The sequence below is a fragment of the Immundisolibacter sp. genome (assembly GCF_050250495.1).
GTDB lineage: Bacteria > Pseudomonadota > Gammaproteobacteria > Immundisolibacterales > Immundisolibacteraceae > Immundisolibacter.
Map to the genome: position 1 here is coordinate 73,769 of NZ_JBFWOM010000003.1, position 25,278 is coordinate 99,046.

Annotated in this window: 25 protein-coding genes; 7 read left to right on the forward strand and 18 right to left on the reverse strand. The window is 70.4% G+C overall.

Translation table 11 applies throughout. From position 1 onward, the window contains the following. Nucleotides 1–18 precede the first annotated feature (18 nt). Nucleotides 19–405, reverse strand: coding sequence for a PaaI family thioesterase (locus AB7F93_RS03750; protein ID WP_428301544.1), 387 nt, complete (start codon nucleotides 403–405; stop codon nucleotides 19–21). Further along, nucleotides 398–874, reverse strand: a complete 477-nt coding sequence (locus AB7F93_RS03755; protein WP_428301545.1) for a PaaI family thioesterase — start codon at nucleotides 872–874, stop codon at nucleotides 398–400. The genes AB7F93_RS03750 and AB7F93_RS03755 overlap by 8 nt, the downstream gene beginning before the upstream one ends. Nucleotides 875–942: 68 nt before the next feature. Between AB7F93_RS03755 and ispG the strand changes: the two genes are divergently transcribed. Together ispG and AB7F93_RS03765 are read left to right on the forward strand one after the other, a co-directional pair. Further along, nucleotides 943–2,079, forward strand: coding sequence for a (E)-4-hydroxy-3-methylbut-2-enyl-diphosphate synthase (gene ispG, locus AB7F93_RS03760; protein ID WP_428301546.1), 1,137 nt, complete (start codon nucleotides 943–945; stop codon nucleotides 2,077–2,079). Nucleotides 2,080–2,108: 29 nt separating this feature from the next. Then, complete coding sequence (locus tag AB7F93_RS03765) at nucleotides 2,109–3,128, forward strand: sulfotransferase domain-containing protein (protein WP_428301547.1); 1,020 nt, start codon at nucleotides 2,109–2,111, stop codon at nucleotides 3,126–3,128. 85 nt (nucleotides 3,129–3,213) lie between these two features. Here the strand turns inward: AB7F93_RS03765 and gspM are convergent, their stop codons facing one another. Genes gspM through AB7F93_RS03820 form a run of 11 tightly spaced genes read right to left on the reverse strand, consistent with a single transcriptional unit; the run spans nucleotide 3,214 to nucleotide 12,860 of the window. Beyond that, on the reverse strand, nucleotides 3,214–3,705 hold the full coding sequence (gene gspM / locus AB7F93_RS03770) for a type II secretion system protein GspM (RefSeq protein WP_428301548.1): 492 nt from the start codon (nucleotides 3,703–3,705) through the stop codon (nucleotides 3,214–3,216). Continuing rightward, nucleotides 3,702–4,844: a type II secretion system protein GspL gene (gene gspL, locus AB7F93_RS03775; RefSeq protein WP_428301549.1), complete on the reverse strand. Its 1,143-nt coding sequence runs from the start codon at nucleotides 4,842–4,844 to the stop codon at nucleotides 3,702–3,704. The genes gspM and gspL overlap by 4 nt, the downstream gene beginning before the upstream one ends. Beyond that, nucleotides 4,844–5,758, reverse strand: coding sequence for a type II secretion system minor pseudopilin GspK (gene gspK, locus AB7F93_RS03780; RefSeq protein WP_428301550.1), 915 nt, complete (start codon nucleotides 5,756–5,758; stop codon nucleotides 4,844–4,846). The genes gspL and gspK overlap by 1 nt, the downstream gene beginning before the upstream one ends. Continuing rightward, the gene (gspJ, locus tag AB7F93_RS03785; protein WP_428301551.1) at nucleotides 5,755–6,327 is read right to left on the reverse strand and encodes a type II secretion system minor pseudopilin GspJ; all 573 of its coding nucleotides are present in this window, start codon (nucleotides 6,325–6,327) and stop codon (nucleotides 5,755–5,757) included. The genes gspK and gspJ overlap by 4 nt, the downstream gene beginning before the upstream one ends. Beyond that, entirely contained in the window at nucleotides 6,324–6,779 is a 456-nt protein-coding gene (gene gspI, locus AB7F93_RS03790) for a type II secretion system minor pseudopilin GspI (RefSeq protein WP_428301552.1), read from the reverse strand. Before gspI ends, gspJ begins: the two co-directional genes overlap by 4 nt. Next, entirely contained in the window at nucleotides 6,779–7,294 is a 516-nt protein-coding gene (gene gspH, locus AB7F93_RS03795; protein WP_428301553.1) for a type II secretion system minor pseudopilin GspH, read from the reverse strand. Before gspH ends, gspI begins: the two co-directional genes overlap by 1 nt. 15 nt (nucleotides 7,295–7,309) lie before the next feature. Next, nucleotides 7,310–7,756 carry a type II secretion system major pseudopilin GspG gene (gene gspG / locus AB7F93_RS03800; RefSeq protein ID WP_428301554.1) on the reverse strand — a complete coding sequence of 149 codons (447 nt, stop codon included), beginning with the start codon at nucleotides 7,754–7,756 and terminating at the stop codon, nucleotides 7,310–7,312. Next, entirely contained in the window at nucleotides 7,756–8,967 is a 1,212-nt protein-coding gene (gene gspF / locus AB7F93_RS03805; protein WP_428301555.1) for a type II secretion system inner membrane protein GspF, read from the reverse strand. The genes gspG and gspF overlap by 1 nt, the downstream gene beginning before the upstream one ends. After that, nucleotides 8,967–10,475: a type II secretion system ATPase GspE gene (gene gspE, locus AB7F93_RS03810; RefSeq protein ID WP_428301556.1), complete on the reverse strand. Its 1,509-nt coding sequence runs from the start codon at nucleotides 10,473–10,475 to the stop codon at nucleotides 8,967–8,969. Before gspE ends, gspF begins: the two co-directional genes overlap by 1 nt. Further along, nucleotides 10,441–12,381 carry a type II secretion system secretin GspD gene (gene gspD / locus AB7F93_RS03815; protein WP_428301557.1) on the reverse strand — a complete coding sequence of 647 codons (1,941 nt, stop codon included), beginning with the start codon at nucleotides 12,379–12,381 and terminating at the stop codon, nucleotides 10,441–10,443. Before gspD ends, gspE begins: the two co-directional genes overlap by 35 nt. 29 nt (nucleotides 12,382–12,410) lie before the next feature. Continuing rightward, a complete protein-coding gene (locus tag AB7F93_RS03820) occupies nucleotides 12,411–12,860 on the reverse strand; it encodes a type II secretion system protein N (protein ID WP_428301558.1) in 450 nt (149 codons plus the stop codon). Nucleotides 12,861–13,321: 461 nt separating this feature from the next. On the opposite strand from AB7F93_RS03820, the gene AB7F93_RS03825 reads away from it, so the two are divergent. Further along, the gene (locus AB7F93_RS03825; RefSeq protein ID WP_428301559.1) at nucleotides 13,322–15,421 is read left to right on the forward strand and encodes a PhoX family protein; all 2,100 of its coding nucleotides are present in this window, start codon (nucleotides 13,322–13,324) and stop codon (nucleotides 15,419–15,421) included. 130 nt (nucleotides 15,422–15,551) lie between these two features. Next, nucleotides 15,552–16,412: a carboxylating nicotinate-nucleotide diphosphorylase gene (gene nadC, locus AB7F93_RS03830; RefSeq protein WP_428301560.1), complete on the forward strand. Its 861-nt coding sequence runs from the start codon at nucleotides 15,552–15,554 to the stop codon at nucleotides 16,410–16,412. A gap of 55 nt (nucleotides 16,413–16,467) precedes the next feature. On the opposite strand, the gene AB7F93_RS03835 is transcribed toward nadC, so the two are convergent. Together AB7F93_RS03835 and AB7F93_RS03840 are read right to left on the reverse strand one after the other, a co-directional pair. Beyond that, complete coding sequence (locus AB7F93_RS03835) at nucleotides 16,468–17,679, reverse strand: aromatic ring-hydroxylating oxygenase subunit alpha (protein ID WP_428301561.1); 1,212 nt, start codon at nucleotides 17,677–17,679, stop codon at nucleotides 16,468–16,470. A 23-nt stretch (nucleotides 17,680–17,702) separates the two neighbouring features. After that, the gene (locus AB7F93_RS03840) at nucleotides 17,703–18,026 is read right to left on the reverse strand and encodes a hypothetical protein (protein ID WP_428301562.1); all 324 of its coding nucleotides are present in this window, start codon (nucleotides 18,024–18,026) and stop codon (nucleotides 17,703–17,705) included. 115 nt (nucleotides 18,027–18,141) lie between these two features. Here AB7F93_RS03840 and AB7F93_RS03845 point away from each other — a divergent pair, with 115 nt between their 5' ends. Then, a complete protein-coding gene (locus tag AB7F93_RS03845; protein WP_428301563.1) occupies nucleotides 18,142–20,025 on the forward strand; it encodes an ATP-binding cassette domain-containing protein in 1,884 nt (627 codons plus the stop codon). Nucleotides 20,026–20,244: 219 nt separating this feature from the next. Here the strand turns inward: AB7F93_RS03845 and AB7F93_RS03850 are convergent, their stop codons facing one another. Next, the gene (locus AB7F93_RS03850; protein WP_428301564.1) at nucleotides 20,245–20,613 is read right to left on the reverse strand and encodes an MAPEG family protein; all 369 of its coding nucleotides are present in this window, start codon (nucleotides 20,611–20,613) and stop codon (nucleotides 20,245–20,247) included. 41 nt (nucleotides 20,614–20,654) lie between these two features. Continuing rightward, on the reverse strand, nucleotides 20,655–21,689 hold the full coding sequence (locus AB7F93_RS03855; RefSeq protein WP_428301565.1) for an ABC transporter substrate-binding protein: 1,035 nt from the start codon (nucleotides 21,687–21,689) through the stop codon (nucleotides 20,655–20,657). Between the two features lie 113 nt (nucleotides 21,690–21,802). Between AB7F93_RS03855 and AB7F93_RS03860 the strand changes: the two genes are divergently transcribed. Both AB7F93_RS03860 and AB7F93_RS03865 read left to right on the forward strand, forming a co-directional pair. Next, nucleotides 21,803–22,222, forward strand: coding sequence for a YybH family protein (locus AB7F93_RS03860; RefSeq protein ID WP_428301566.1), 420 nt, complete (start codon nucleotides 21,803–21,805; stop codon nucleotides 22,220–22,222). Nucleotides 22,223–22,248: 26 nt separating this feature from the next. Then, the gene (locus AB7F93_RS03865; RefSeq protein WP_428301567.1) at nucleotides 22,249–23,502 is read left to right on the forward strand and encodes an EAL and HDOD domain-containing protein; all 1,254 of its coding nucleotides are present in this window, start codon (nucleotides 22,249–22,251) and stop codon (nucleotides 23,500–23,502) included. A gap of 5 nt (nucleotides 23,503–23,507) precedes the next feature. On the opposite strand, the gene msbA is transcribed toward AB7F93_RS03865, so the two are convergent. Next, nucleotides 23,508–25,274 (reverse strand): lipid A export permease/ATP-binding protein MsbA, encoded by a 1,767-nt coding sequence (gene msbA / locus AB7F93_RS03870; RefSeq protein ID WP_428301568.1) that lies wholly within the window; start codon nucleotides 25,272–25,274, stop codon nucleotides 23,508–23,510. Nucleotides 25,275–25,278: the final 4 nt, after the last annotated feature.

Sequence of the window (25,278 nt, forward strand, 5' to 3'; positions counted from 1 at the left end):
GCGAAAATCATTGCCCCGTCACCCGCCATTCAATCCGAAGTTCCCATGCCCCGCTGCCACCGGCCGCTCGGGGTCCGTCTGCCAGGCTTCGACCCGCACCGTGGCCACGGCGCGGCCAACGCGGATGGGCGTGACGGTGAGGTGCAGGTCGCGCGACACGGCCGGGCGCAGATAGTCGATGGTGAAGTCGATGGTGCGCGGCGCGGCCGCGGTTTCGCGGCGCAGCCAAACAAGGGCGGCGCATTCGAGCGCCGCCGCCACCACGCCGCCGTGCAGGGCACCGATGTGGTAGTTGCCGACCAGGTCCGCCCGAAACGGCAGCCACAGTGCGCCGCTGTCGTCCATCCGCAGGCCGAGGTAGGCGGCGTAGGGCAGGGCGGCCAGCGCCGCGTCGCGCTCAGACATTGCCCAGGGCCCCGAAGTCGCGCAGCGGCTTGCCATCGGGTTTCAGAAAGAACACCCCGGCCACGGTGGCGAACGGCTCGCCCGGCGCGTCCGGCCCGCCGCAGTCCGCCACGCCGCGGATGTGTGCCTGCCGGCCGACCACGCGTACGCACTCGACGCGCGCGTACACGTCGGCGCCGGCCGCCGGCGCGGTGATGAACTCGACCCGCAGACTGAGCGTGGAGTAGTCGGTCGGCGCGTGCAGCGCGCAGAACGTGGCGACGCCGCCGGCGTTGTCGAGCAACGCCGTCACCGGGCCATTGGCAAGCCCGCCGTGGTGGTCGGCGAGTTCCGCCCGAAACGGCAGGCGCAGCACGCAGCGGTTCAGATCCGCCGCCGTGATTTCCAGCCCCAGCGCGGCGCTGTGCGGCACCACGCCGATGTAGTCGCGTCGGTGCTCGGCACTGTCGGCGAGGTAGCGGTAGAGCACGCGCGCTCCTGGGGCGGTGAACGCCGGTCAGTATACTGGCCGCCCCGACACGCCCCCGCGAATCCGCCATGCCGATAGCCCGCTATCCCACCCGCCCCGTCCGCATCGGCAGCATCACCATCGGCGCCGATCACCCGATCGCCGTGCAGAGCATGTGCGCTACCAAGACGCAGGACGTCGCCGCCACGGTGGCGCAGGCGAACGACCTCGCTGCCGCCGGTGCGGGCGTGGTGCGCATCGCCGTCGATACGCCGAAGGACGCCGACGCGCTGGCCGCCATCCGCGCGCAGACGCAGGCCAACCTGTCCGTGGACCTGCAAGAGAACTACCGCATGGCCGAGCGGGTGGCGCCGCACGTGGACAAGATTCGCTACAACCCGGGCCACCTCTACCACCACGAGAAGCACAAGCCCTGGCAGGACAAGGTGCGGTATCTGGCCGACATCGCCGCCCGGCACGACTGCGCGCTGCGCGTGGGCGTGAACGCCGGCTCGCTGGACCCGGAGCGGGCGGCGCAGTTCGCGCCGGACGATTCCGTCTCGCCCATGCTGGTCGGCGCCTTCGAGCACTGCGAGCTGCTGGACAGCCTCGGCTTCACCCGCTACTGCGTGTCGCTGAAGGACTCCGACCCGGCCAAGGTGGTGGAGCTGAACAAGCGCTTCGCCGCCCAGCGCCCGGACGTGCCGCTGCATCTTGGGGTGACGGAAGCGGGCCTGCCGCCGGACGGCATCATCAAGACGCGCATTGCGTTCGAGCAGCTCATCGGCGCCGGCATCGGCGACACCATCCGCGTGTCGCTGACGCTGCCGAACCCGCGCAAGGCCGAGGAAGTCGCCGCCGGCCAGCAGATCCTCGCCGACATCGCCGCCGGGCGCGTGCGCTCGGTGGTGGACTTCGGCAAGGGGCTCAACATCATTTCCTGCCCGAGCTGCTCGCGGGTGCAGAACGAGGCCTTCGTGGACCTTGCCGAGCAGGTGCGCGAGCTGACCGCGTACGCCAAGGACCACCACCTGACCATCGCCGTGATGGGCTGCCGCGTGAACGGCCCCGGCGAGACGGACGACGCGGACCTCGGTCTGTGGTGCGGGCCGAAGCAGGTCAACTTCAAGCGCCGCGGCGAGCTGCTGGGCGCCTTCGGCTACGACCAGATCCTGCCGCGTCTGAAGGCCGAACTCGATGCGCTGATCGCCACATCACCCGCCTGAGCTGCAAGCACACACAGGGAGACCGATCGATGGCGACCACCGCCCCGCCCGGCTATGAATTCGCCGACGTCACCGAGCGCCGCCGGCGCACGCTCGCCAACATGGCGCGCCTGCGCGGACGGATGCGGCCGGTCACCTGGCTGCTGCGGCGGGTATTCGACCTCTCAAAGGTGCTGGGCTTCGAGTACCCGCTGTTCCGGCGCTTCTTCAAGCCGATGGTCGGCATGTTCGACACCGCCATCGACAAGGCCTTTGCCGGCTACACGCCGACCGGGCACGACGTGTTCGTGTGCTCGTACTTCAAGAGCGGCACCAACTGGGCCATGCACACTGCTTATCAGGTCGCCGAGCACGGCGAGGGGCAGTTCGAGGACATCCTGGACGTGGTGCCGTGGGTGGACTGCCCGGATCAGGAAACCACCGTCTGGCTCAACGACCCGCGCCCGCAGCAGCGCTCGCGCTCGGGCCTTCGCGTCATCAAGACCCACGCCCGCGCCCAGTTCGTGCCCTACAACGACAAGGCCAGGTACATCTGCGTGGTGCGCGACCCGAAGGAAGTGATCGTGTCCGGCTATCACTTCTTCGGCTCCATGCTGCTCGGCAGCCTGATCCCGTCGGTCGACACCTGGGTGCGCCATTGCACGTCCGAGGACGCGGTGTTCCACCCCTGGTACGAGTTCACCGCCGGCTACTGGGCCTGGCGCCAGCGGCCGAACGTGCTGTTTCTCACCTACAACGACCTGCAGGACGACCCCACCGGCACCATCCGCCGGGTGGCCGACCTGATGGGTGTGACGCTCACGGACGCCGAAATCGAGCGTGTGCGCGAGCTGTGCTCGTTCGAGCACATGAAGGCCATCGACCACAAGTTCTACCCGGGCGAGGTGTCGCCCTTCGCCCGCCCCGGCGGGCAGATGATCCGCAGCGGCCGCCGGGGCAATTCAGGCGAGATGCTGTCGCCCGCCCAGCAGGCGCACATCGATGCCTGGGCCAAGGCCGGGCTCGCGAGACTCGGCAGCGATTTTCCGTACGAGCGGACTTTCGGCTAAGGCCGCGTCGGCGCGGGGCCGACAGCACCCGCGCGAACGGGCAGCGCCTGCACCAGCAGCGTCCGCCGTACGGGCGGCGCAATCGCTATTGCGCGAGCAGCAGCTGCGCATCGACCCGGCCGGCGCTCGCGCCACTCCCGATGCCGAGCGTGCGTGCTTCGAGACCTTGCTGCGCCAGCGCGCCGAGCCACCCAACCAGCGCGTCGAACGGCGCGTCGTCAAGCCACAGCCGCACGCTGCCGTCGGCGGCGGGTTCGAGCCGTTGCAGGTGCTCGCCAAGGCCGGCCGCACGCAGGCTGGCGTCTATCCGCACCGGCAGCGCGCCGTCTTGCGGTGCGCTGCTGCCCTGGCTCGCGCGCAGCGCGTCCACCTGCGGCGCAAGGCCGCGCAGCCAGGCGAGATCCGCCGCAAGGCGCGCGTTGTCCGCAGCACGCCGCGTCCGCGCCGCCTGCCAGGGCGACCACACGAGCGCATGGCCGGCGAGCGCGATCAGCACGCCGCCGGCCAGCAGCAGCAGACGCCGTTCGCGCGCCGAGCGCTGGCGCCAGCCGGCCTTGAGGTTGTCCACCGCGCTCATCGACGCTCCTGCGCTTGCAGCACCACGCGCGTGCGCACCACGCCACCTTCCGCCACCGCCACCGGCAACTCGGCGCGCACGCCGGCCTGCGCCGCGAGCGCCGTGCGCAGCGTCTCGACGGCCGGCAGGTCGGGCAGTGCGAGATCGAGCGTCAGGCGGCCCTCCTTGTAATCGAGCCCGGTCAACGCCTGCCCCGCCGGCAATGCAGCCGCCGCCACGGTCAGCAGCGGTAGCACTGCACCGCCGCCACGGGCGCCGCGCTCCAGCAGCGCCAGGCGGCGCTGCGCCTGCGCGCGCAGGCTGACCGGGCGACCCTCTTCCGGGAACAGGCGCGTGAACTCGGCGTTCAATGCCTGCCGCAGGGCGGCGTTCTGCTGGTCCAGCCGGCGGCTTTCGATCAGCCCGCCGGCGAGCAGCAGCGCGAACCAAAGCGCCGCGAGGCCAACGGCAAGTCGCCAGCGCCGCCAGTCGCCGGCCGGGCGCGGGGGCGCGAAATCGCCCTGTAGCAGGTCGATTCCGACGCCCGCCTCCGCCAGGCGCAGCGCCTCAACCGCCGGCACGCTGCGGACGGTTGCGGGCAGCTCAAGCGGCGGGGTTGCACCGCCCGGCGTCTGCCACCAGTCGAGGCCCGCCGGCGCCAGCGCCGCGAGCAGCGGCAGCACGTCCGCCGCCGGCCCGCACAGGCTGGCCTCGCCGCCCAGGCGCGCGGTGAGCCAGTCGGGTTCGGCGAGCACGGTGGCAGCATCGCCCGGCAGCACCGCGGCGAGCGGTGTCAGGCTCGCGACGTTCAGGCCACCGTTACGCAGGTGTGTGAGCGCGTCGGCCAGTGCGGCGCGGTTCATCACGGCAAATTCGGTTACTCCATCGCCGGCGCGGCGCCCAACCGCCACCTGCATAGCGTCGAGTTCACCGGCCAGCTGGTCCTCGATGGCGAAGGCCGCCACCTGCGCGAGCCGCCGGCCGGCGACGCGCGGCAGCATCTGCCCGCCCACCCACGCCTGCGGCGCCGCCAGCAGCACGGAGAGCGGCACCGCACCCGCCGCCCGCGCCAGCGCGGCCGCGTCGCCCTGCCGCACCGCGTCGCCGTCGCGCCAGTCAAAGGCGTCCGCGCCATCCCAGCGCACCGCAAGCGCCGTCATCAGCCAATCCTCTCGTCGTGACGGCGCCGCACGCGCAGCGCGCCGTCGTGGGCTTGCAGCAGGCTGTCGCGCTGGCGCGTGAGGCCGTCGAGCGTCACCTCGGCGCGCAGCGTGAACCAGGCCGAACGCACTGTCAGGCCGCTCGCATCGACCAGTGTGCCGCTGAGCGCGCTGTCGGCGAGGAACGCATCCACGCTCGCAAACGGCATCTGCGCCGCCCGAGTCGCGAGTTGCTGCGCCGGTCCCTGCCGCAAGCCGTCCACCAGCGCCATCAGCAGTAGCGGCGGCGCGCTGTTGATGTTGAGCGGCGCATCCGGTGGCAGCGCGCACACCACGGGCGCGAGCGCCGCGTAGGCCTTGGCGTCCGCCGCCGGCAGCAGGCGCAGCTCGGACACATCCGCCAGCGGCGCGTTGGCGGCGCGCATGGGCGGCTTGCGACGGCTGTAGGCGTCGTCCTCGGCGCCGGCGAAGCGGGCCTCGCTGTCCTCGTCCAGCCAGTCGAGTAGCTGGTCGGCGATGTCGGCCGGCAGATCCAGCAGGTCCAGCAGGCGCCGGAAGCGCTGCTCGGCGAGCGCAATGTCGCCCGCCTGCGGCGACAGGGCGTTGAGGTTGAAACAGCCCTGCGCGTCGCCGAGCGTGGCGCGCCCCGCGGGCTTGAACGTCCACGGCAGGTCGATCTTGACCGGCGTCGGCTGCTCGGCATTGCGCAGCAGCGGCCGCAGGCGCTCGGCGGCGACGATCTCGGCTCCCGACAGATACCCATCCACCTGCGCCCGGCGCAGCAAATTGCCGCTGCGGTGCATGGCAAAGCTCTCGCTGCCGGCCACCGCCACCGCCAGCACGGTGACCAGCGCCGTCAGCAGCAGCGCCAGCAGCAGCGCCACGCCGCGCTGGGTGTGGGCAGACCTGCTCACGCGTCCTCCGGCACCAGAAACAGCCACTCGACGGCGCCGAACGGCGGCGCGTCGAGCTGCACGCTGACGGCCCGGCTGTCGGTGCCGGCCCCACTGTCGCCCCCAGTGCCAACCTCGATGCCGACCGTGAAACGCCGCACGCCGTCCAGCATCCGCTGCGCGTGTGGTCGGCTGCCGGGCACGCGGTCCAGCACCGGCCAGGCGTCGCGGTACAGCACGCCATCGCGTACCTGCCAGCGCACGCGCTGCACCTGTGCCCGCGGCTGGTCGAGAGGATTCGCAAAGGCGCCGTGGGTGAGTTCGAGGCTGCCGTCCGGCGCGCGGCGCAGCGCGGGCTCGGGATCGCCAAGCTCGTCCCGCACCGGCCGCTGCACGAGCGCCCCGCAGTCGCGCGCCAGCAGCGCCTGCACGCGCTGCAGGCGGCCGAGTGCCTCGGCGCGCGCGGCGAGCGTGTCGCGCGCTTCGAGCAATCGCCCGAGGCTGCCGTAGGCGAGTGTCGCCAGCACCGCGAACACGGCGAGCGCCACCAGCAGTTCCAGCAGCGTGAAGCCGCGGCTGCGCGCAATCACGGGGCCAGCTCCGGCGGCGGCGCGCTGTCGGGCGCAGCGCCATCGGGCGCGTCCGGTGCGGCGTCCGGCATCGGCGCAAACGGCACCGGCTCGTCCTTAACCGGCAGCGGCAAAAAACCGCTCACCGTGGCGAGCACTTCGTTGCTCTGATCCGGGCCGTCGGCCGGGCGCACGGTCAGCGTCGCCTGCCGCACGTCGTCGCCGGGTTCCACCGTCACGCTCACCCGCAGGCGCCGGCCGGCCTCGGTGCGCTCAAGTTGGGTGCTCTCCCCGGCAAAGCCGTCCAGGCGCAACTGTGCGAGCGCGCTGTGCGCGGCCCAGGTAGCGAAGGTGCGGTCTTCCAGTCCGCGTTGGCGCGCCGCCGTGCCGCCGATGGCGGCGTTCGCGGCCGCCAGCGTGACCGACACCACCAGCAGCGCGATCAGCACTTCGAGCAGGGTGAAGCCGCGCATCAGCCGCGCTCCGGCGGCGCGACATCGACCGCCCCGTCGCTCGCCATGCACACCCGCCAGGCGCGCTCGCGGCGGTCGGCGACGGCCACGCAAAACGGCGTCGCCTCGCCGCTGGACAGCAGGAACACCTGCGGACGGTCCACCTGTTGCAGCGCGTCTGGCAGCGGCACCGCCTGACCGTCGATACGCAACGTCAGCCGCCGTTCACCGTCCACGCGCCGCGGCCGCAGCGCCTGCGCATCCTTGAGCGGCTGCCAGCGCCGATCGACAAGCCGCATGAACGCATAGCCATCCGCGCCGAGCCGCAGGCCGAACTCGCGCTCGTCGAGCACGGCTTCTTCCTGCGCCAGGCGCAGCGCCGCCGCCAGCGTGCGGGCGTCGTGCTCCAGGCGCGCCGCGGCGCCGCCGTCGCCCAGCGACAGCCGCGCAAAGCCCAGAATCACGCCGATCAGCGCCAGCACCACCACCAGTTCCAGCAGGGTGAAACCGCGCGCGTGGCGGGCAGCGGGGAGCATCGGGCCTGCGTCCGTTCAGCCGCCCGTCGCTTCGGCCCAGTTGCCAACATCGGCATTCAGGCCCTCGCCGCCTTCCTGGCCGTCGGCACCGTAGCTCCAGATGTCGATCTCGCCGTGCAGGCCGGGGTTCAGGTACTGGTACGGCCGGCCCCACGGGTCCTGCGGCACGCGGTCGAGGTAACCGCCGGCCTTCCAGTTGGGCGCGGCGGGCTCGCCGGAGGGCTTCTCGACCAGCGCCTTCAGGCCCTGGTCCGTGCCCGGGTAGGCGTGGTTGTCGAGGCGGTACAGGTTCAGGGCCGCCTCGACGGCCTGCACGTCCTGGCGCGCCTTGATCACGCGCGCCTCGTCCGGCCGGCCCATGATCTTGGGCACCACCAGAGCCGCCAGGATGCCGAGGATGACCACCACCACCATCACCTCGATGAGGGTGAAACCGCGCTGTTGCGCCTGCTTGGACTGCATTACTTCACCAGTTGGTTGAGTTCGAAAATCGGCATCAGGATGGCGAGCACGATCACCAGCACCGCGCCGCCCATGGTCAAAATCAGCGCCGGCTCGAACACGCCGAGCAACACCGCGACGGTGTTCTGCAGCGCCCGCTCCTGCAGCGTGGCGGCGCGTTCCAGCATGGCGCCGAGTTCGCCGCCGGCCTCGCCGCTGGCGATCAAACGCACACTCATGGCCGGCAGCAGGCGCTCGCGGCGCAGCGCCTGACTCAGCGCCGCGCCTTCGCGCACGCGCTCGGCGGCGGTCTCGAAACCTCCGCGCAAATGCCGGTTGCCGACCACGCGCGCGGCCACGCGCAGCGCGTCGACCAGGTTCACGCCGGCGCTGACCAGCGTGCCGAGCGTGCCGGTGAAGCGCGCCTCGTCGAGGCCCCGCAGCAGCCGGCCGAGCAGCGGCACGCGCAGCACGCCGGCGGCGAAACGAAGCCGCAGCGCCGGCACGCGCAGCAGCAGTCGCGTGCCGATCAGCAGCGCTGCCAGCGCCAGCAGCAGCAGCGGGCCAAACGTGCGCAGAAAACCGCTGACGGCGATCAGCGCGCGGGTGATCCACGGCAGCGTCTGGCCCATGCGGTCGAACACCTGCACGATCTCCGGCACCACGTAGGTGAGCAGACCAATCACCACCGCCGCCGACACCACGGTGAGCGTGGCCGGGTAGAACAGCGCCAGCAGCACCTTTTGTTGCAGCGCCTGGCGCTGTTCAAGGAAGTCGGCCAGGCGGTCCATCACCACGCCCATGCGCCCGGCCGCCTCGCCGGCGCTGACCGCGGCGCGGTAGAACTCGGCAAAGCTGCGCGGGTGCTCGGCGAGCGCGGCGTTCAGCGAATGGCCCTCCAGCACGCGGCTGCGCACCGCGGTCAGCACGCGCTTCTGGCGCGGTGACTCCGCCTGTTCGGCCACCGAGCGCAGGGTTTCTTCGAGCGGCAGGCCGCTGTCGACCATCACCGCCAGCTGCCGCGTGAGCAGGGCCAGTTCGGGCCCGCGCAGGTGGTCGCGCCGCAGCGCGAAGCCGTCGCGCGCCGCACCCGCGCGCACCTCGGCGACATCGAGCGGCAGCAGGCCCTGGCGGCGCAGCTCGGCGCGCGCCTGGCGCGGCGAGTCGGCCTCGATGAGACCCCGCGTGCTCCCGCCATCCGCGCGCGCCGCCGTGTACTGGAACGCCGGCATCACTGCAGCTGCGTCACGCGCAGCAGTTCGTCGAGGCTGGTGTCGCCCGCCAGCACGCGGCGGCGGCCGTCGTCGAACAGGCTGGCGGTGTGGCGGCGGGCTTCGGCTTCTAGCGCGGCTTCGCTGGCGCCGTCGTGGATCAGGGCGCGCAGGGCGTCGTCGACCACGACCAGGTCGTAGATGCCGCTGCGCCCGCGGTAGCCGCTGCCGTGGCAGTGCGTGCAGCCGGCCGCGGCGTAAAGCGTCGGCGGCTGCTCGGCATCCGCGCCGAGCAACGCCGCCTCGGCGGCGGTGGCCTCGTACGGCCGCCGGCACTGCGGGCAAAGGCGCCGCACCAGACGCTGGGCGATCACGCCGATCAGCGACGACGCCAGCAAAAACGGCTCGATGCCCATGTCGCGCAGGCGCGTCACGGCGCCGGCGGCGGTGTTGGTGTGCAACGTGGAGAGCACCAGATGCCCGGTGAGGCTGGCCTGCACGGCGATCTGCGCGGTCTCCAGATCGCGTATCTCGCCCACCATCACCACGTCCGGATCCTGGCGCAGGATGGCGCGAAGACCCCGCGCGAAACTCATGTCGATGCGCGGGTTGACCGGTACCTGGCCGATGCCGTCGAGGTGGTACTCAACCGGGTCCTCGACGGTGAGGATGTTGCGCGAGCGGTCGTTCAGCCGCGTCAGCATGGCGTACAGCGACGTGGTCTTGCCGGAGCCGGTGGGGCCGGTGACCAGCAGGATGCCGTGCGGGCGGTGGATCAGTGCGTCCACCTGGCGCAGCAGGTCGTCCGCCAGACCGAGATGCCCGAGATCGAGCCGGCCGGCCTGCTTGTCCAGCAGGCGCAGCACCACCCGCTCGCCATGCGCCGAAGGGATGGTCGACACGCGCACGTCCACGGCGTGCCCGGCCACGCGCAACGAGATGCGCCCGTCCTGAGGCAGGCGCTTTTCGGCGATGTCCAGGCGCGCCATCACCTTGACGCGCGAGATGACGAGGCTCGCCAGCGCCGGCTGCGGGCGCAGCACCTCGCGCAGCACGCCGTCCACGCGAAAGCGCACCACCAGGTGCTGCTCGAACGGCTCGATGTGGATGTCCGACGCGCCCTCGCGGATGGCCTCCGACAGCAGCGCGTTCAGCAGGCGGATGATGGGCGCGTCGTCGGCGCTGTCGAGCAGATCAGTCGGCTGGTTAAGCGCCTGCGCCAGGTCGTCGAGGTCCATGTCCTCGCCGATGTCGTCGATGACCTGCGCGCTGGCGCGTCCGCCGTCCTGGTAGGCGCGGCGCAGCGCGTCCTCGAAGGCGTCTGCCGGCAGCGCTTGCAACCGCAGCCGGGCGCCGAACATGCGCTGCATCTCGGCCAGCGTGCGGGCCTGCACGCCCGGTCGATGCAGCAGCGTCGGCGCGTCTTCGTTCGCTACCAGCAGCACGCCGTGGCGGTTGGCGAAAGCGAACGGCAGCGTGGCCGCTGCCGGCGCGTCAACGACCGGCGGGGGCGGTGCCTTGGGCTCCACGCATCATCTCCTCAAGCGCCGGCAGCATGGGCGCCGCGCCGGGCGGCGCCAGCAGGTCGCGGTCGGCCGCGTCCAGGCGCTGCAGGCGGCGGATGGCGTCGTACTTGTCGCCCGTCACGGCGGCGGTGATCTCGGCGTCGCGCAGCACCCGCGGGCGGATGAACACCATGAGGTTGGTCTTGCCACCGCTGGTGGAGCGGTACTGGAACAGGCGGCCCACGAGCGGGATCGAACCCAGCACCGGCACCCGCGAGTCGGTGCTTCTGAGGCTGCGGTCCATGAGGCCGCCCAGCACCACCAGCTGCTGGTCCTGCACCACGGCGGTGGTGGTAATCGCCCGCTTGTTGGTGATGATGTCCGAGCCGACCGTGGCGTCGCTGATCGACGACACCTCCTGCTCGATCTGCAGGCGCACCGTGCCGTCCTGGTTGATCTGCGGCTTGACCTTGAGTTTCAGGCCGATGTCCTCGCGCTGGATGGTCTGGAACGGCGCGTTGTCCACGTTGCCCGGCGTGCTGTAGGAGCCGGTGATGAACGGCACGTTCTGGCCGACGATGATCTCCGCCTCCTGGTTGTCGAGCGTCACCAGCGACGGCGTGGACAAGACGTTGGTGCCGGAATCGGCCTCCAGCGCCTTCAGCAGCACGCCCATGGTCACGTTGGCGCCGAGCACGCTGCGCGTGCCGTCCAGGAAGCCAAGATTGAGCCCGTCCCCCAGCCCGCCGAACGGGTTCAGGTTGACCCGATCGGCGCCGGCGCGGGTGTCGTCGAAACTGGTGCCGCCGATCACGCCGCGGTTGTCCTTGTAACCGGCGCTGCCGCGCCACTGCACGCCAAGCTCGCGCGCGAGGCTGCTCGACACCTCCACCACCACCGCTTCCACGAGCAACTGGGCGCGCGGGATGTCGAGCTGCTTCACCACCGACTCGACGGACGCCCAAAGACTCGGCGGTGCCGACACGATCAGCGCGTTGGTGCCGGGGTCCGCCTGTACCGACGAGAGTCCGCCCGAAGGATCGGTCTCGCCCTGCGCCGCCGGCACCCTCTGCAACGAATTGAGCACGCCTTCGAGCACCGCCTTCAGATCCTCGGCGTTCGCGTAGCGCAGGTAGACGACGTGGATGTTGCCGCTGCGGTCGGCCTGCGGCGTGTCGAGGTTGGCGATCACCGCCCGCAGCGCCAGGCGCGTGCCCTGACTGCCACCGATCAGCACGCTGTTGCTGCGCTCGTCCGCCACGAAGGCCCCGCGCGCGTTGCCCCCCTCGCCGCCGGTGGTGCGCTGTTGCAACGTCTCCAGCACGCGCACCACCTCGCTGGCGGTGGCGTGCTGCAGCACCACCGTCTCGATATCGCCGCTCGCCGGCAGGTCCATGCGGCGCACGATCTGCGCCAGGCGCGCCACGTTGGCGGCGGTGTCGGTCATGATCAACGTGTTGCTGGCCGGCGCCGCGGCCAGGTGCGCGTCCTTGGACAGCAGTGGCCTCAGCACCGGCACCAGCGCCGCCGCCGGCACGTTGTCCACCTTCACCACCTGCGTCGCCAGCTCGTCGCCCTGCGCCGGCGGTGCGGCGCCGAAGCTCGCCTCGGTGCGAGCGCTGGTGTCCGGCAGGATCTTCACCATGTCGCCGCTCGGCACGGCCACGAAGCCGTTCACCTTCAGCACCGACAAAAACACCTGATACAGCGCGTCCTTGTCGAGCGGGCGCGGCGAGATCACGTTCACCGTGCCCTTCACGCGCGGGTCGACGATGAAGTTGCGCCCGGTGGCGTCCGCCACCAGCTCCACCAGCGCCAGGATGTCGGCGTCCTTGAGGTTCAGCGTTACCGGCTCGGCGGCGCTCGCCACCCCGGAAACCAGTGCCAGCAGGGCGCCGGCTATACGCATACGCAGGGTCGATCGGCTCATCGCCACCTTCGGGCTCGATTGGGACAGGTTCAGCGCGCCGGCGGCGCGGTGGTGGGCTGGGGCACGGCCGCGGCACGCGGCAGCGCCAGCGTCTCGACCTTGCCGTCGCGGCGCAGCAGCGCGCGGTCGGCCTCTATGCCGGCGAGTTCGACGCCGCCCGGCAGGCGGTCGCCGGTGCGGTACGGCCGCTGCGCGGCGCCGGGCTCGCCGATCAGCGCGTAGGCGTCGCCGGCCGGCGTGTACCAGATGCCGCCCAGCACCAGCGCGGCGCGCGTTGGCGGCGGGGGGGTGTTGGTCTGGCTTGCCACCGCATCGCCAAACAGATGCCGACCGACGATCGCGCCCACGTCCGCCGCCAGTGCCGGCGGACGGTCAGCGGGCACCGCCGTTGGGGCCGACATGGCCTGCGGCGCCGGGGCACCCTGCCACAGGGTGTGCACCGACCACGCGGCCAGCGCGAAGAGCAGGATGGCCAGCATCCGCGGCGCCTGCTGCGCCACCATTGCCGCGACAGCGAGCCTTCGACCGGCATGCCGTCCGCGCATCAAGCCTCTCCCGCCGCAACGTGTAGGAACGACCAAAGCGCGGCATGGTGAACGTCGAATTTGACAGTTCGTTTAAGGCCGGCCGCGCGGCGGTGTTGGGTCAGCCGGGGCGGTGACGCGCCGGCTGCGGTGTCTGAAAGAAATCTGAAACGCCCAATGTGACGCTGCCCGGGTACGCGGTTGTCGCTCGCACCAGGCGCCCCACAGCGGCGGCCGAATCCAGCATGGACGCTGGCCGCGCGACGCGACGCGCCTCGACCGCGCCCACGCGGCCGGCGCAACCGGATTGCAACATGCCGCCGCTATGGTCCTGCCGCGTCCGGTGGGGTCGGCGACGTCCAGCCCCCCCCGCCGGCAGTGCGATCGACGCCACCCAACTTCGGAGACCTCTCGCAATGAGTAGCGACCTGCACCCCGACCGCGCCCACGACGCGCACGACGAGACCAGCAATCCCGCCGCCAACCCGTCGTTCGAGCAGGTGCTCGCGCAACGGCTGGTGAGCCGGCGCGGCTTTCTGAAGCACTCCGCGGCCACCACCGCCGGCCTCACGGCGGCCGGCGTGTTCGGCGGTTCGCTGCTGGACGCCGTGTTCAACCCCGCGCTGGCGGCGCCGGCACCGGTGGGTGGCATCGGCTTCACGTCCGTGCCCGCCAATGTCGTTCCGATGACCGACGCCGTGACCGTGCCGGCCGGCTACAGCGCCCGCGTGCTGGTGGCCTGGGGTGACCGGCTGACGGCCGGCGCGCAGTGGAACCCGGCCGACCCGATGGACGAGGCGACGCAGCTGCAGGCCTACGGCGCGCACACCGACGGCATGAACTACTTCCCCTTCCCGGGGGCGGGCAAGGGCCATCTTGGCAACAAGCGCGGCCTACTGGTGAGCAACAGCGAGTACGTGGACCCGCCGTTGGTCAACGGCATCACGCCAGCCTCGGCTTACGCCTCGGCGCCGCTCACGCTCGACATGGTGCGCGCCCAGCAAGCTGCCCACGGCGTGAATGTGGTCAAGGTCAGACAAATCGCCCGCACTTGGCGCGTACACCGGACCTCGCGCTTCAACCGCCGCATCACCGGCAACACGCCCTGCGCGGTCAGCGGTCCTGCGGCCGGGCACGCGCTGCTGCGCACCGGCGCCGACCCGAGCGGCCGGCGCGTGCTGGGCACCCTCAACAACTGCGCGCACGGGCAAACGCCGTGGGGCACGTATCTGGCCTGCGAGGAGAACTTCAACGGCTACTTCGGCGCCAACGGCAGCTACAGCCGCACCGCGCACGAGGCCCGCTATGGTCTGAGCGCCGCCGGCTTCAACTACCGCTGGCACGAGGTGGACGAGCGCTTCGACATCAACCAGCACCGCAACGAGGCGAACCGCTTCGGCTGGGTGGTCGAGATCGATCCCTACAACCCGCACAGCACGCCGGTGAAGCGCACCGCGCTGGGGCGCTTCAAGCACGAGAGCGCGGGCGTGGTGGTCGGTCCCGACAACACGGTGGCCGTGTACATGGGCGACGACGAGCGCAACGAGTACGTCTACAAGTTCGTCTGCGCCCGCAAGTACAACCCGCGCAACCGCGCCGCCAACCGCGATCTGCTCGACACCGGCACGCTGTACGTGGCGCGCTTTGACGCCGACGGCAGCGGCACGTGGCTGCCGCTGGTGTGGGGGCAGAACGGCCTGACGCCGGAAAACGGCTTCGCCGACCAGGGCGAGGTGCTGATCAAGTGCCGCCAGGCCGCCGACCGCGTCGGCGCCACCATGATGGACCGCCCCGAGTGGGTCGCGGCGCACCCGACCACGCGCGAGGTTTACCTCACCCTGACCAACAACAGCCGGCGCGGCAACACGCCAGCGTCCAGCAACAAGGTCGATGGCACCACGGCGGCGGCCAGCGCCAACCCGCCGGTCGACGCCGCCAACCCGCGCCCGGACAACGATTTCGGCCACATCATCCGTTGGCGCGAGAGCGCCGGCGACGCGGCGGCCACCGTGTTTGCCTGGGACGTGTTCGTGCTGTGCGGCGACAAGGCGACCACCAAGACGCTCGGCGGCAGCTACACGCCGGACGGCCACGACGGCTACAAGGGCAACATCAACGGCGACGACTACGGCGCGCCGGACGGGCTGTGGTTCGACGGCGACGGCCGGCTGTGGATTCAGACCGACCAGGCCGGCGACGCGAAGGGCGACTGGGTCAACATCGGCGGCAACGTGATGATGTGCGCGGACCCGTCGACCGGGCACACACGCCGCTTCCTCACCAGCCCGCGCCACTGCGAGGTGACCGGCGTCACCGGCACGCCCGACGGGCGCACGCTGTTCGTCGGCATCCAGCACCCCGGCGAGGACTGGAGCGTGAGCCCCACCGACAACTCCACCTGGCCGGACAGCGGCGTGAACGGTCCGACCACGGCGAGCGCACTCGGCACGGTGCACAAGCCGCGCTCGGGCGTGGTGGTGATCACCCGCGATGACGGCGGCGTGATCGGCACCTGACGCCGCCCCGGCGGCGATCCGATCGCAGACCAGACCGCCCGGCGCCGACGCACCGGGCGGTTTCTTTTGGGCGTCGGCTCATTCCTGCTGCGGCGATAATGGTCTCCCGACCGCCATCCCGTGCCAGGCCATGCGCCCCGATTCCGACACACTGGCTACCCTGCCCGCGCAGGTGACCGCCGCCCTTGCCGAGGACGTCGGCGCGGGTGATCTCACCGCCGGCCTGATCCCCGCGGATGCGCAGGCCACGGCACGCGTCATCAGCCGCGACGCGGCGGTGGTTTGCGGGCGGGACTGGTTCGATGCCGTGTTCCGGCAGATCGATCCTGACGTCCGCATCGACTGGCGCGTGGCCGACGGCGACGCGGTCAACCCCAACGACGTGCTGTGCGAGCTCGCCGGCCCGGCGCGGGCACTGCTCACCGGCGAGCGCTGCGCGCTCAACTTCCTGCAGACGCTGTCCGGCACCGCCACCGCCACCCGGCGCTTCGTGGCGGCGCTCGGCGATGTGCGCACGCGCCTGCTCGACACCCGCAAGACGGTTCCGGGCCTGCGGCTGGCGCAGAAGTACGCCGTGCGCTGCGGCGGCGGCCACAACCACCGCAAGGGGCTCTACGACGCCATCCTGATCAAGGAAAACCACATCGCCGCGGCGGGCTCGGTGACGGCGGCGGTACAAACCGCCCGCCGGCAGTCACCGGCGGGCACGCCAATCGAGGTGGAAGTCGAGACGCTGGATCAACTGCGCGAGGCGCTCGCCGCCGGCGCGCCGCAGGTCCTGCTCGACAACTTTTCGCTGGACATGATGCGGGACGCCGTGGCCATCGCCGCCGGTCGGGCGACGCTGGAGGCGAGCGGCGGCGTGGCATTGGATCAACTGCGCGCCATCGCCGACACCGGCGTCGATTTCATCTCGGTCGGCGCGCTCACCAAGCACGTGGAGGCGGTGGATTTGTCCATGCGCGTGTCGGGCATCACGCTGAGGGCTTGAGACCACAGCAAGAAGGCCCCGCGGGGCCTTCTTGCTGTGCACCGATAGACGACCGTCAGCCGCGCCAGCGGCCGTTCACCATGTCGTCCACCACCTTGTACTGGTGGCGCACGGCCACTTCCTGGTCCGACAGGATGATGTGCTCGATGGCGCCGGAGCTGAGGCCCGCCTGCGTCGTCTCCACGGTCGACAGGTCCTCGCGCAGCAGGTCGCGCAGGTACAGCTTCGAGAATTCGCGGCTGATGCGCTCGCCGGCGTTGGCCGGCGGCAGCATGTAGAAGTTGTATTCCCAGTGCGTGCGGTCCACCGCCACCGGCCAGAAGTGGTAGGTGAAGAACCAGCTGCTGGACACGTCCACGAAGAAATTCGGAAAGCACACGTTGATGTCGAACAGCCAGTTCGGGTGGCCCTGCGGGTTGGTGCCGGGCACGCGCTGGGTGCCGGCGTTGCCCTCGTGCAGCCACAGCGACTGCGCGTACTTGAACGACAGCGCCTCGGCCGGCGAGGGCTGGTAGCCCGGGTTGAACGGCACCGAGGCCGACCGGTGCGGACCGAACAGGCGCACCGAGGTCAGGTGCGCGTAGGGATCGTCGTCGGTGCAGCCGGCGGCGGTGGCGGTCAGCTTGTGCACGAAGCGCCCGTGATAGGACTCCTGGAAGGCGTCGACGAACACCTTCCAGTTGCAGTTCACGTCGGCCTGCAGCGTGTGCATGCGCTGCATGGTGTGGAACGGGAAGTCACGAATCTGCTCGCCGAAGCCGCCGAGGTACTGCGCGAGCGGCGCCGCGGCGGGATTGACCGTCACGAAAATGAACCCGGCGAAGGTCTCGCAGCGCACCGGCGGCAGGTTCATCTGCGCGCGGTCGAGATCGAAGAACGCCTCCTCGTCCGGCACGAACACGCACTGCCCGGCCGTGTCGTAGGTCCAGCCGTGAAAGCCGCAGGCGAAGCCTTTGGAATTGCCGCGGCCCTGCGCCACCTGGTTGCCGCGGTGGCGGCAGACGTTGTGAAACGCCCGTACCTGCCCGTCGTCGCCGCGCGCGAGGATGATCGATGCCTTCAGGATGGCGACGTCCCTGACCAGGTAATCGCCGGGGTTCGGGATGTCCTCGACGCGGCCGAGGTTCAGCCAGATTTTCTTGAAGACGGCCTCGCGCTCGCGCTCGAAATACTCGGGCGAGACCACCGGCGCCACCGGCACCGGGCCGGTGCCAAGGTCCGGCCACTGCGCGAGGTAGGGATGCAGCGTATCGGCGGGCTTGTTCATGGGGGCCTCCTTGGCAGGTCCGGTCAGGCCGGCAGGATGTGGAAACGCTCGGCGGCAAAGCCCCAGGGCACGTCGGGGTGCTTGTAAATCTCCACCGCCGGCGCCACCTCCATGAACATCAGCGCGAGATTCAGCAGCGCCTGTTCGCCCGGCGCGAGCGCGTCGAGCGGCCGGCTGTTGAGGTGCTGGATAATGGCGTCCATGCGCGGCAGCAGCGCGTTGTAGAACGTCTGTAGCTCGGCCATGGACGAGGCCAGACGCTGGCGGTTGCGCGCCGCCTCATCACCGATGGCCCAGTCCGCCCGCAGCGGCTCCAGGCCCGCAAACTCCGAAGGAAAGGCCGCCATCCGTTCTCCTCCATTTGATGTTGTTGATTTTGCTTCCGGGCATTCCGTGCCCCGTGCCGTCCATGCTGACGCAGCGCCGACCGGCCCGCAAGCCCTCCCGAATGACCGTTAAGCCATGCTGATCACCCTACGCGACATCACCGTCCAGTACAGCCGCGAGCCGGTGTTGGACAAGGTCAACCTCACGGTCGAGGAGGGCGAGCGGCTGTGCCTGGTCGGGCGCAACGGCGCCGGCAAGTCGACGCTGATGCGACTGCTGGCCGGCGCGCTCGAACCTGACGGCGGCGAGATCGAGCGCCGGGACAGCCTGCGCGTGGCGCAGTTGCCCCAGGAAGTGCCGGCCGACATCACGGGCAGCGTGTACGCGGTGGTGAGCGCGGGGCTCGGCGAGCGCGGCCGGCTGCTCGACGCGTACCACACGGCCGTGGCCGACCACGCGCCTGCCGAGCGTCTCGATCGCCTGCAGCACGCGCTGGAAGCGGCCGGTGCATGGACCGCGCGCGTGGAAGTCGACGCGCTGCTGACGCGCATGGGCCTGCCGCCCGAGATGGACTTCCGGCAACTGTCGGGCGGCATGAAGCGGCGCGTGCTGCTGGCCCAAGCGCTGGTCGGGGCGCCCGACCTGCTGCTGCTGGACGAGCCGACCAACCACCTCGACATCGCCGGCGTGACCTGGCTCGAAGACTTCCTGCTCGGCGCCGCACTGACGCTGGTGTTCATCAGCCACGACCGGGCGTTCCTGGACCGCATCGCGACCCGCATCGTCGAGGTCGACCGCGGCGCGCTGCACAACTGGCCGGGCCGCTACGCCGACTACCGCCGCCGCAAGCTCGACGCGCTCGCCGCCGAACAGGCCGCGAACCGCGACTTCGACAAGAAGCTCGCCGAGGAGGAAGCCTGGATCCGCCGCGGCGTGAAGGCCCGCACCACGCGCAACATGGGCCGCGTGCGGGCGCTTGATGACCTGCGCGAGCAGGCCGCCGGGCGGCGCAAGTATCAGCAGCGCGCGGCCATCAAGGCGCAGTTCGGCGAGCAGTCGAGCAAGCGCGTGCTGGAAGCGAAGAACGTATCGGCGCACATCGCCGACACCACCGTGCTGCGCGATTTCAGCTTCAAGCTGCAACGCGGCCAGGTGCTGGGCGTGATGGGCCCGAACGGCTGCGGCAAGACCACGCTGCTGAATGTGCTGCTCGGCCTGCGCGCGCCGGACAGCGGCACGCTGGTGCACGGCGAGAACCTTGAGGTCGCCTACTTCGACCAGAACCGCGAGCAGCTCGACGGGGACCGGGACGCCGCCTGGAACATCGCCGAGGGCGCCGACCGCATCGACTTCGACGGCCGTTCCCTGCACGTGCTGGGGTATCTGAAGGCGTTCCTGTTCACGCCGGACCGTGCCCGCACCGCCACGCGTCTGTTATCCGGCGGTGAGCGCAACCGGTTGCTGCTGGCGCGCCTGTTCGCCAAGCCCTCCAACGTGCTGGTGCTGGACGAGCCGACCAACGATCTCGACGTCGAAACGCTGGAGCTGCTGGAGGATCTGATTCTCGACTACCCCGGCACGGTGATCCTGGTGTCGCACGACCGCGCCTTCGTGAACGAAGTCATCGACGGTCTGCTGGTGCACGAGGGCGAGCGCGGCTTTCGGCACTACGTGGGCGATTACGACGACTGGCTGCGCCAGGCGCGCTGCGCCGCCAACGGCGCGCCTGCCAAGACAGCCACCAAGGCCGCGGCGAGACCCGCCCAGCAGGCGAGCGCCGCGCCGACCGCCGCCGCGCGCCTCAGTTCCGCCGAACAGCGGGAACTGAAACGCCTGCCGCAGGACATCGAGAAGATCGAAACCCGCATCGCCGCCCTGCACGCGCGCATGGCCGCGCCCGAGTTCTACCAGCAGCCGGTCGAGGAGCAACGCGCGGCGCAGCGCGACCTCGCCGAGCAGGAAGCCGCGCTCGAACAGGCGTTTGAACGCTGGACGGCGCTCGAAGCCGCGCAGGACTGAGCGCTTGTGAATTTTTCAAGCTCTCAGGCCGGCCAGGGATGGCCGGACCCGAATCAAGCACGCAAGGGCTTGATTCGGGCGGGCAAGTCCGGGCCTGTACCGGACTTGCGATGCAAGAAATGCACAGGACGTGCATTTCTTCACAAACTCTGCGCCCAATAAAAAAAGCCGACCGGGACGCGCAGGTCCCGGCCGGCTTTTCAGCGCGTTGTCTTGGCTTTACGCCGCCATCACGAAGATGGCGATGATGCAGGCAAGACCGCCCACGTACGACAGCGAGCGCAGCGTCGCCTGGTTGGCGATGTAGAAGATCGCGTGCAAGACGCGCAGCGCCACGAACGCCAGCGCCAGCTTGTCGAGCGTCGGCTGGGCAAGGCCGAGCTGGTGACCGATGATCACTGCCGCCGCGAACGGGGCGAAGTTCTCCAGCGCGTTCGACTGCGCCCAGTCGGCGCGCTTGCGCCAGCCGGTCGCCGCCGCCAGCGCCTCGCGCGGCTTGCTGTTGTCGAAGCCGGCGCTCTTGGCCATCGCGCCCAGCACGGGCGGGAAAAACACCAGAGCCAGCACACACCAGTAGGCTGTAGTCACACTCCCCTCCTAAGCGTTGTTCAGGGCTGCTGAATGGCCAATCAGGCGACCGCCGGCAGCCCTTCGCGCCGGTACGCCTGCTCCAGAAACCGCGGCTGCATCCAGGACTCCAGGTCCACCTGCCCAAGGTAGCCGTGGCTTTGCATGAAGTCGATCTGCACCTGCAGCAGGCGCCGCACCTCCGGGCCGAACGACGGCCACAGCTTCTTGTGGAAGTCCGGCTCGTAGGTGTTGCGGATGTCGTCCTCGGACACGCCAAGCTCCTTGGCCATGGTGGCCGTGGCCTCGGCCGGGTGGGTGGACGCCCAGTTGGCCGTGCGCACCAGCACCTGCAGATAACGCTCCACCGCCTCTGGCGCTTCCTTGGCGAGACCCGCGCTCACGGTGATGATGCGCGGGTTGGCGTTCACCATGTGGGCCCGATCGGTCTGGTCGGTCATCAGGTCGTAGACCTTGCGGATGCGGCCCTTGTAGCGGCGCTCGATGAGGCCCACTTCGGCGTTCTTGCAGAAGATGGCGTCCACCTCGCCGCGCAGCAGGTAGTCGACGTCGGCGTCGTACAGCGACGGCCGGTCGCCCTGCTTGAGGTCGGCATTGATGGTGCTGTGCATGTCGTCGGTGATGGTCATCTCGACGAACTTGGCGTCCGACTCCTGCATGCCGTTGGCGAGCAGGGTGGAATAGAAGCCCTTGTGGGCGTTCACCTTCATGAAATCGATCAGGATGTTCGGGCGCACCGGCAGGCCGAAGCGCCGGCCGGCCAGATCCTGCACACGCCGGGCCGGATCATCGGCCCGCACGAAGGTGGCCAGCGAGTCGGCGACGAAGGTCAGGCCCACCGCCAGCGTGTCCGCGCCGCGCGTGCGCGCCCACAGCGGCGGGATGGCGCCGCCCTCACGGAACGAGTCCGCCAGGCGATGATCGAAATGCGTGTCGGCCTGCGCCGCGCCGAGTTCCTTGATGTTGCGCACGTCGAAATCGGAGCCGGCGAATTCCTCGTCGAAGGACTTGCGCTGGAAGGCGATGCCGGACGCCGTGGCCACCGGGCAGCGCGTATACCATAGGGTGCGGGGCATGAGTGTTCCTCCTCGGTCTGATCCGGCACCGCCGGTTGGGTCTTGAAGGCGCGCACTTTAGTCCCCAACTGTCGGCGCCGACAACCGTGCAGACGAGGCCATTCCGGACCCCCATGAACCCGCGCGAGTTCGACACGCCGGCCGCCGCCGAGGCGGCCTTCTACGAAGCGCTCGAATCGGCCAATACCGAGCTGATGAAAGCCGTGTGGGACGACGGCCCGGACTTGGTGTGCGTGCACCCGATGTGGCCGGAGCTGCACGGCCACCGCGCCATCTTCGCCGCCTGGCGGCGCATGTTCGCGGCCGGCCCGCATCTGACCGTCAGCACCGTGCCGGTGCTGCAGCGCCGCGACGGGGATCTGGCCATGCACGTGGTGCATGAGCAGCTCGCCCTGCGCGGCGAGGACGACCAGCAGCCGCCGGTGGTGGCTACCAACATCTACCGCCACACGCCGGCCGGCTGGCGGATGATCCTGCACCATGCCTCGCCGACGCCGACCGTGACGGTCGACGAGGACACGGTGCTGCATTGACGGCGGGTCAGGATCCGGCGCCCGGGATGCGGGGAGCGGCGGCCAGCGCGGCGGCTGGATCGACGACGAGCCCGGTCACCACGCGACAGGTCTTCATCGGCCGGCAGGCGATTTTCGACGAGCAGCGTCAGGTCGCCGCCTACGCGCTGCTGTATCGCCACAACGACCAGACCGATTCGGCGCAGCGTGGCGACCGGAACGCGACCAGCGTGGTGATGGTGGACGCGCTGATGTCGATCGGCTTCGAGCGCCTGGTTGGCCCGCAGCGCGCCTTCCTGAACATGGACACCGCGAGCCTGCTGGCGGAGCTGCCGCTGTCCCTGCCGCCGCAGCGGGTGGTGATCGAGGTGCTGGAAACCGTAGCGCCGGAGCCGCCGGTGCTGGCGGCGCTCGGCCACCTGCGCGAGCGCGGTTACCGCATTGCGCTTGATGACGTGGTGTACCAACCGGCGCTCGACCCGCTGCTGGCACTCGCCGACATCGTGAAGGTGGACCTGCCGGCGATCGCCGACGCCGATCTGCCGGCGCAGGTCGAGGCGCTGCGCCGTTTCGGCGTGCAGTTGCTGGCGGAAAAGGTGGAAACCGAGGGCCAATTCGCCCGCGCGCAAGATCTCGGCTTCACGCTGTTTCAGGGCTACTGGCTGGCCCGACCGAAAACAATGACCGGCAGCCGCGGCCCAGACGACCGCGCTGCCACGCTGCGTCTGGCCGCTCGCCTGCAGGACCCTGCGTTGCAGACACGCGAGCTGTACGACCTGGTGCGCCACAACGCGAGCCTCAGCCACCGGCTGCTGCGTTACATCAACTCGGCGACGTTTTACCTGTCCCGCCGCATCGATTCCCTGCGCCAGGCGGTGGTGCTGCTGGGACAGCGGCAGATCGGCCAGATCGCAGCCCTGTTGCTGCTGGACGAGGGCGACTCGCCACCACACGAGTTGCTGGGTCTGACCCTGCTTCGCGCGCGTCTGTGCGAGCTGCTGGCGCGCGAGCGCAAGCTGGACCCGGATGCCGCCTTCACGGTGGGGCTGTTCTCGACTGCGGGTCTGCTGCTTGACCAGCCTCTGGCCGCGGTAATGAAGGATTTGCCGCTCAGTCAGCCTGTGGTGCGCGCGATCCTGCACCGCGAGGGCGGGCTCGGTCGCCTGCTCGAAGCCGTGGTCGAGTACGAGCAGGGCCATTTCGAGCACCCCGCGGTGGCGGAGCTGGCCGGTCTTGACCTGACCGCGCTCTACGTGGACGCGGTCGACTTCACGCAGAACATCCTCGCCGCCAGCCGCTGACGGCGTTACACCGCCAGCGGGACATCCCGGAACTGCATCGCGTGCAGGCGCGCGTAGGCGCCATCGGCGCGCAGCAGCTCGCCGTGCGTGCCGCGCTCGACGATGCGCCCGTCCTGCATCACCAGGATGAGATCGGCGTTTTCGATGGTCGACAGCCGGTGCGCGATCACGAGTGTCGTGCGGTGGCTCATCAGTGCGTCGAGCGCGGCCTGGATGTGGCGCTCGGATTCGGTGTCGAGCGCCGAGGTGGCCTCGTCCAGGATCAGGATCGGCGCGTCCTTGAGCAGCGCGCGGGCGATGGCGATGCGCTGGCGCTGGCCGCCCGACAGCAGCACGCCGTTGTCGCCGACCAGGCTGTCGAGCCCCTGCGGCAGGGCGCGGATGAACTCCATGGCGTGCGCCTGCTCGGCGGCGCGGACGATGTCGGCTTCGCTCACCGCCCCGCGGCGGCCGTAGGCGATGTTGGCGCCGACCGTGTCGTTGAACAGCACCACCTGCTGGCTGACCAGCGAGATCTGGTCGCGCAGCGAGGCGAGCGTGAGATCGCGGATGTCGACACCGTCGACCAGGATGCGCCCGGCGCTCGGGTCGTAGAAGCGCGGCAGCAGGTTCACGAGGCTGGTCTTGCCGGAGCCCGATCGCCCCACCAGCGCCACCCGCTGCCCGGGCGTCGCGTGCAGCGACACGCCCCGCAGCACCGGCGCCGGGCTGGTCGCGTAGCGGAACTCGACGTTGTCGTACACCACGTCGCCCCGGGCGCGCTCCAGCCGCCGCGTGCCCGTGTCCAGCTCGGCCTGCTCGTCGATCAGCCCGAACACGCTGCGCGCGGCGGTGATGCCCTTCTGCAGCACGCCGTTGACCTTGGTCAGGCGCTTGACCGGCGCCTGCAGCATGGTCACGGCGACGATGAACGACGTGAACCCGCCGACCGTGGTGCGCTCGGTGCTGGCAAACGTGGTGGCCGCGTACAGGATGCCGGCCATGGTGAGCGCGATCAGCAGCTGCACCACGCCATTGCCGAGCGCGTCCACGGACACCCACTTCATGTGCAGGTGGCGGTTGCGTTCGGAAAGACGCCCGAAGCTCGCCGACTCGCGCTCCTGGCCGTTGAACAGCTTGGTCACGAGGTGGCCCTCCACCACCTCGCCGGCGGCGGAGGTGATGTTGCCCATCGACGCCTGGATGTGACCGCTCAGGCGCCGAAAGCGCTTCGAGACTGCGCTGATCGAGGCCGCCATGCCCGGACCGATCACCAGGAAGATCAGCGCCAGCTTCCAGTTCAGATAGAACATCCAGCCGAGCAGGCCGAGCACCGCCACGGAGTCCTTCAGCAGCGTGGTCAGCGCGTCGCTGGTGGCGCCGGCCACGGCCTCGACGTCGTAGGTGATTTTCGAGATCAGCGCACCGGCCGCCTGACGGTCGTAAAAACTCGCCGGCAGGCGCAGCAGGTGGTCGAACATGGCCGTGCGCAAGTCCTTGATGACGCGCCGGGCGACCCAGTTCATGCCGAAGTCGGACACGAAGGTGCACAGCAGGCGCAGCACGAACAGGCCCACCAGCACCACCGGCAGCCAGCGGATCACCTGCGGGTCGCGCTCGACGAAGCTGCCGTCGAGCATGGGCTTCATCAGCGCGGCAAACGCGGGGTCCGTGGCCGCGCCGCCGATCATGCCGATCAGCGCCAGCGCAAACACGCGCCAGTGCGGGCGGGCGTAACCCAGCAGGCGGGCGTAAATCTGCCAGCGCGCGGCGCGCTCGACGGTGTCGGTCACCACG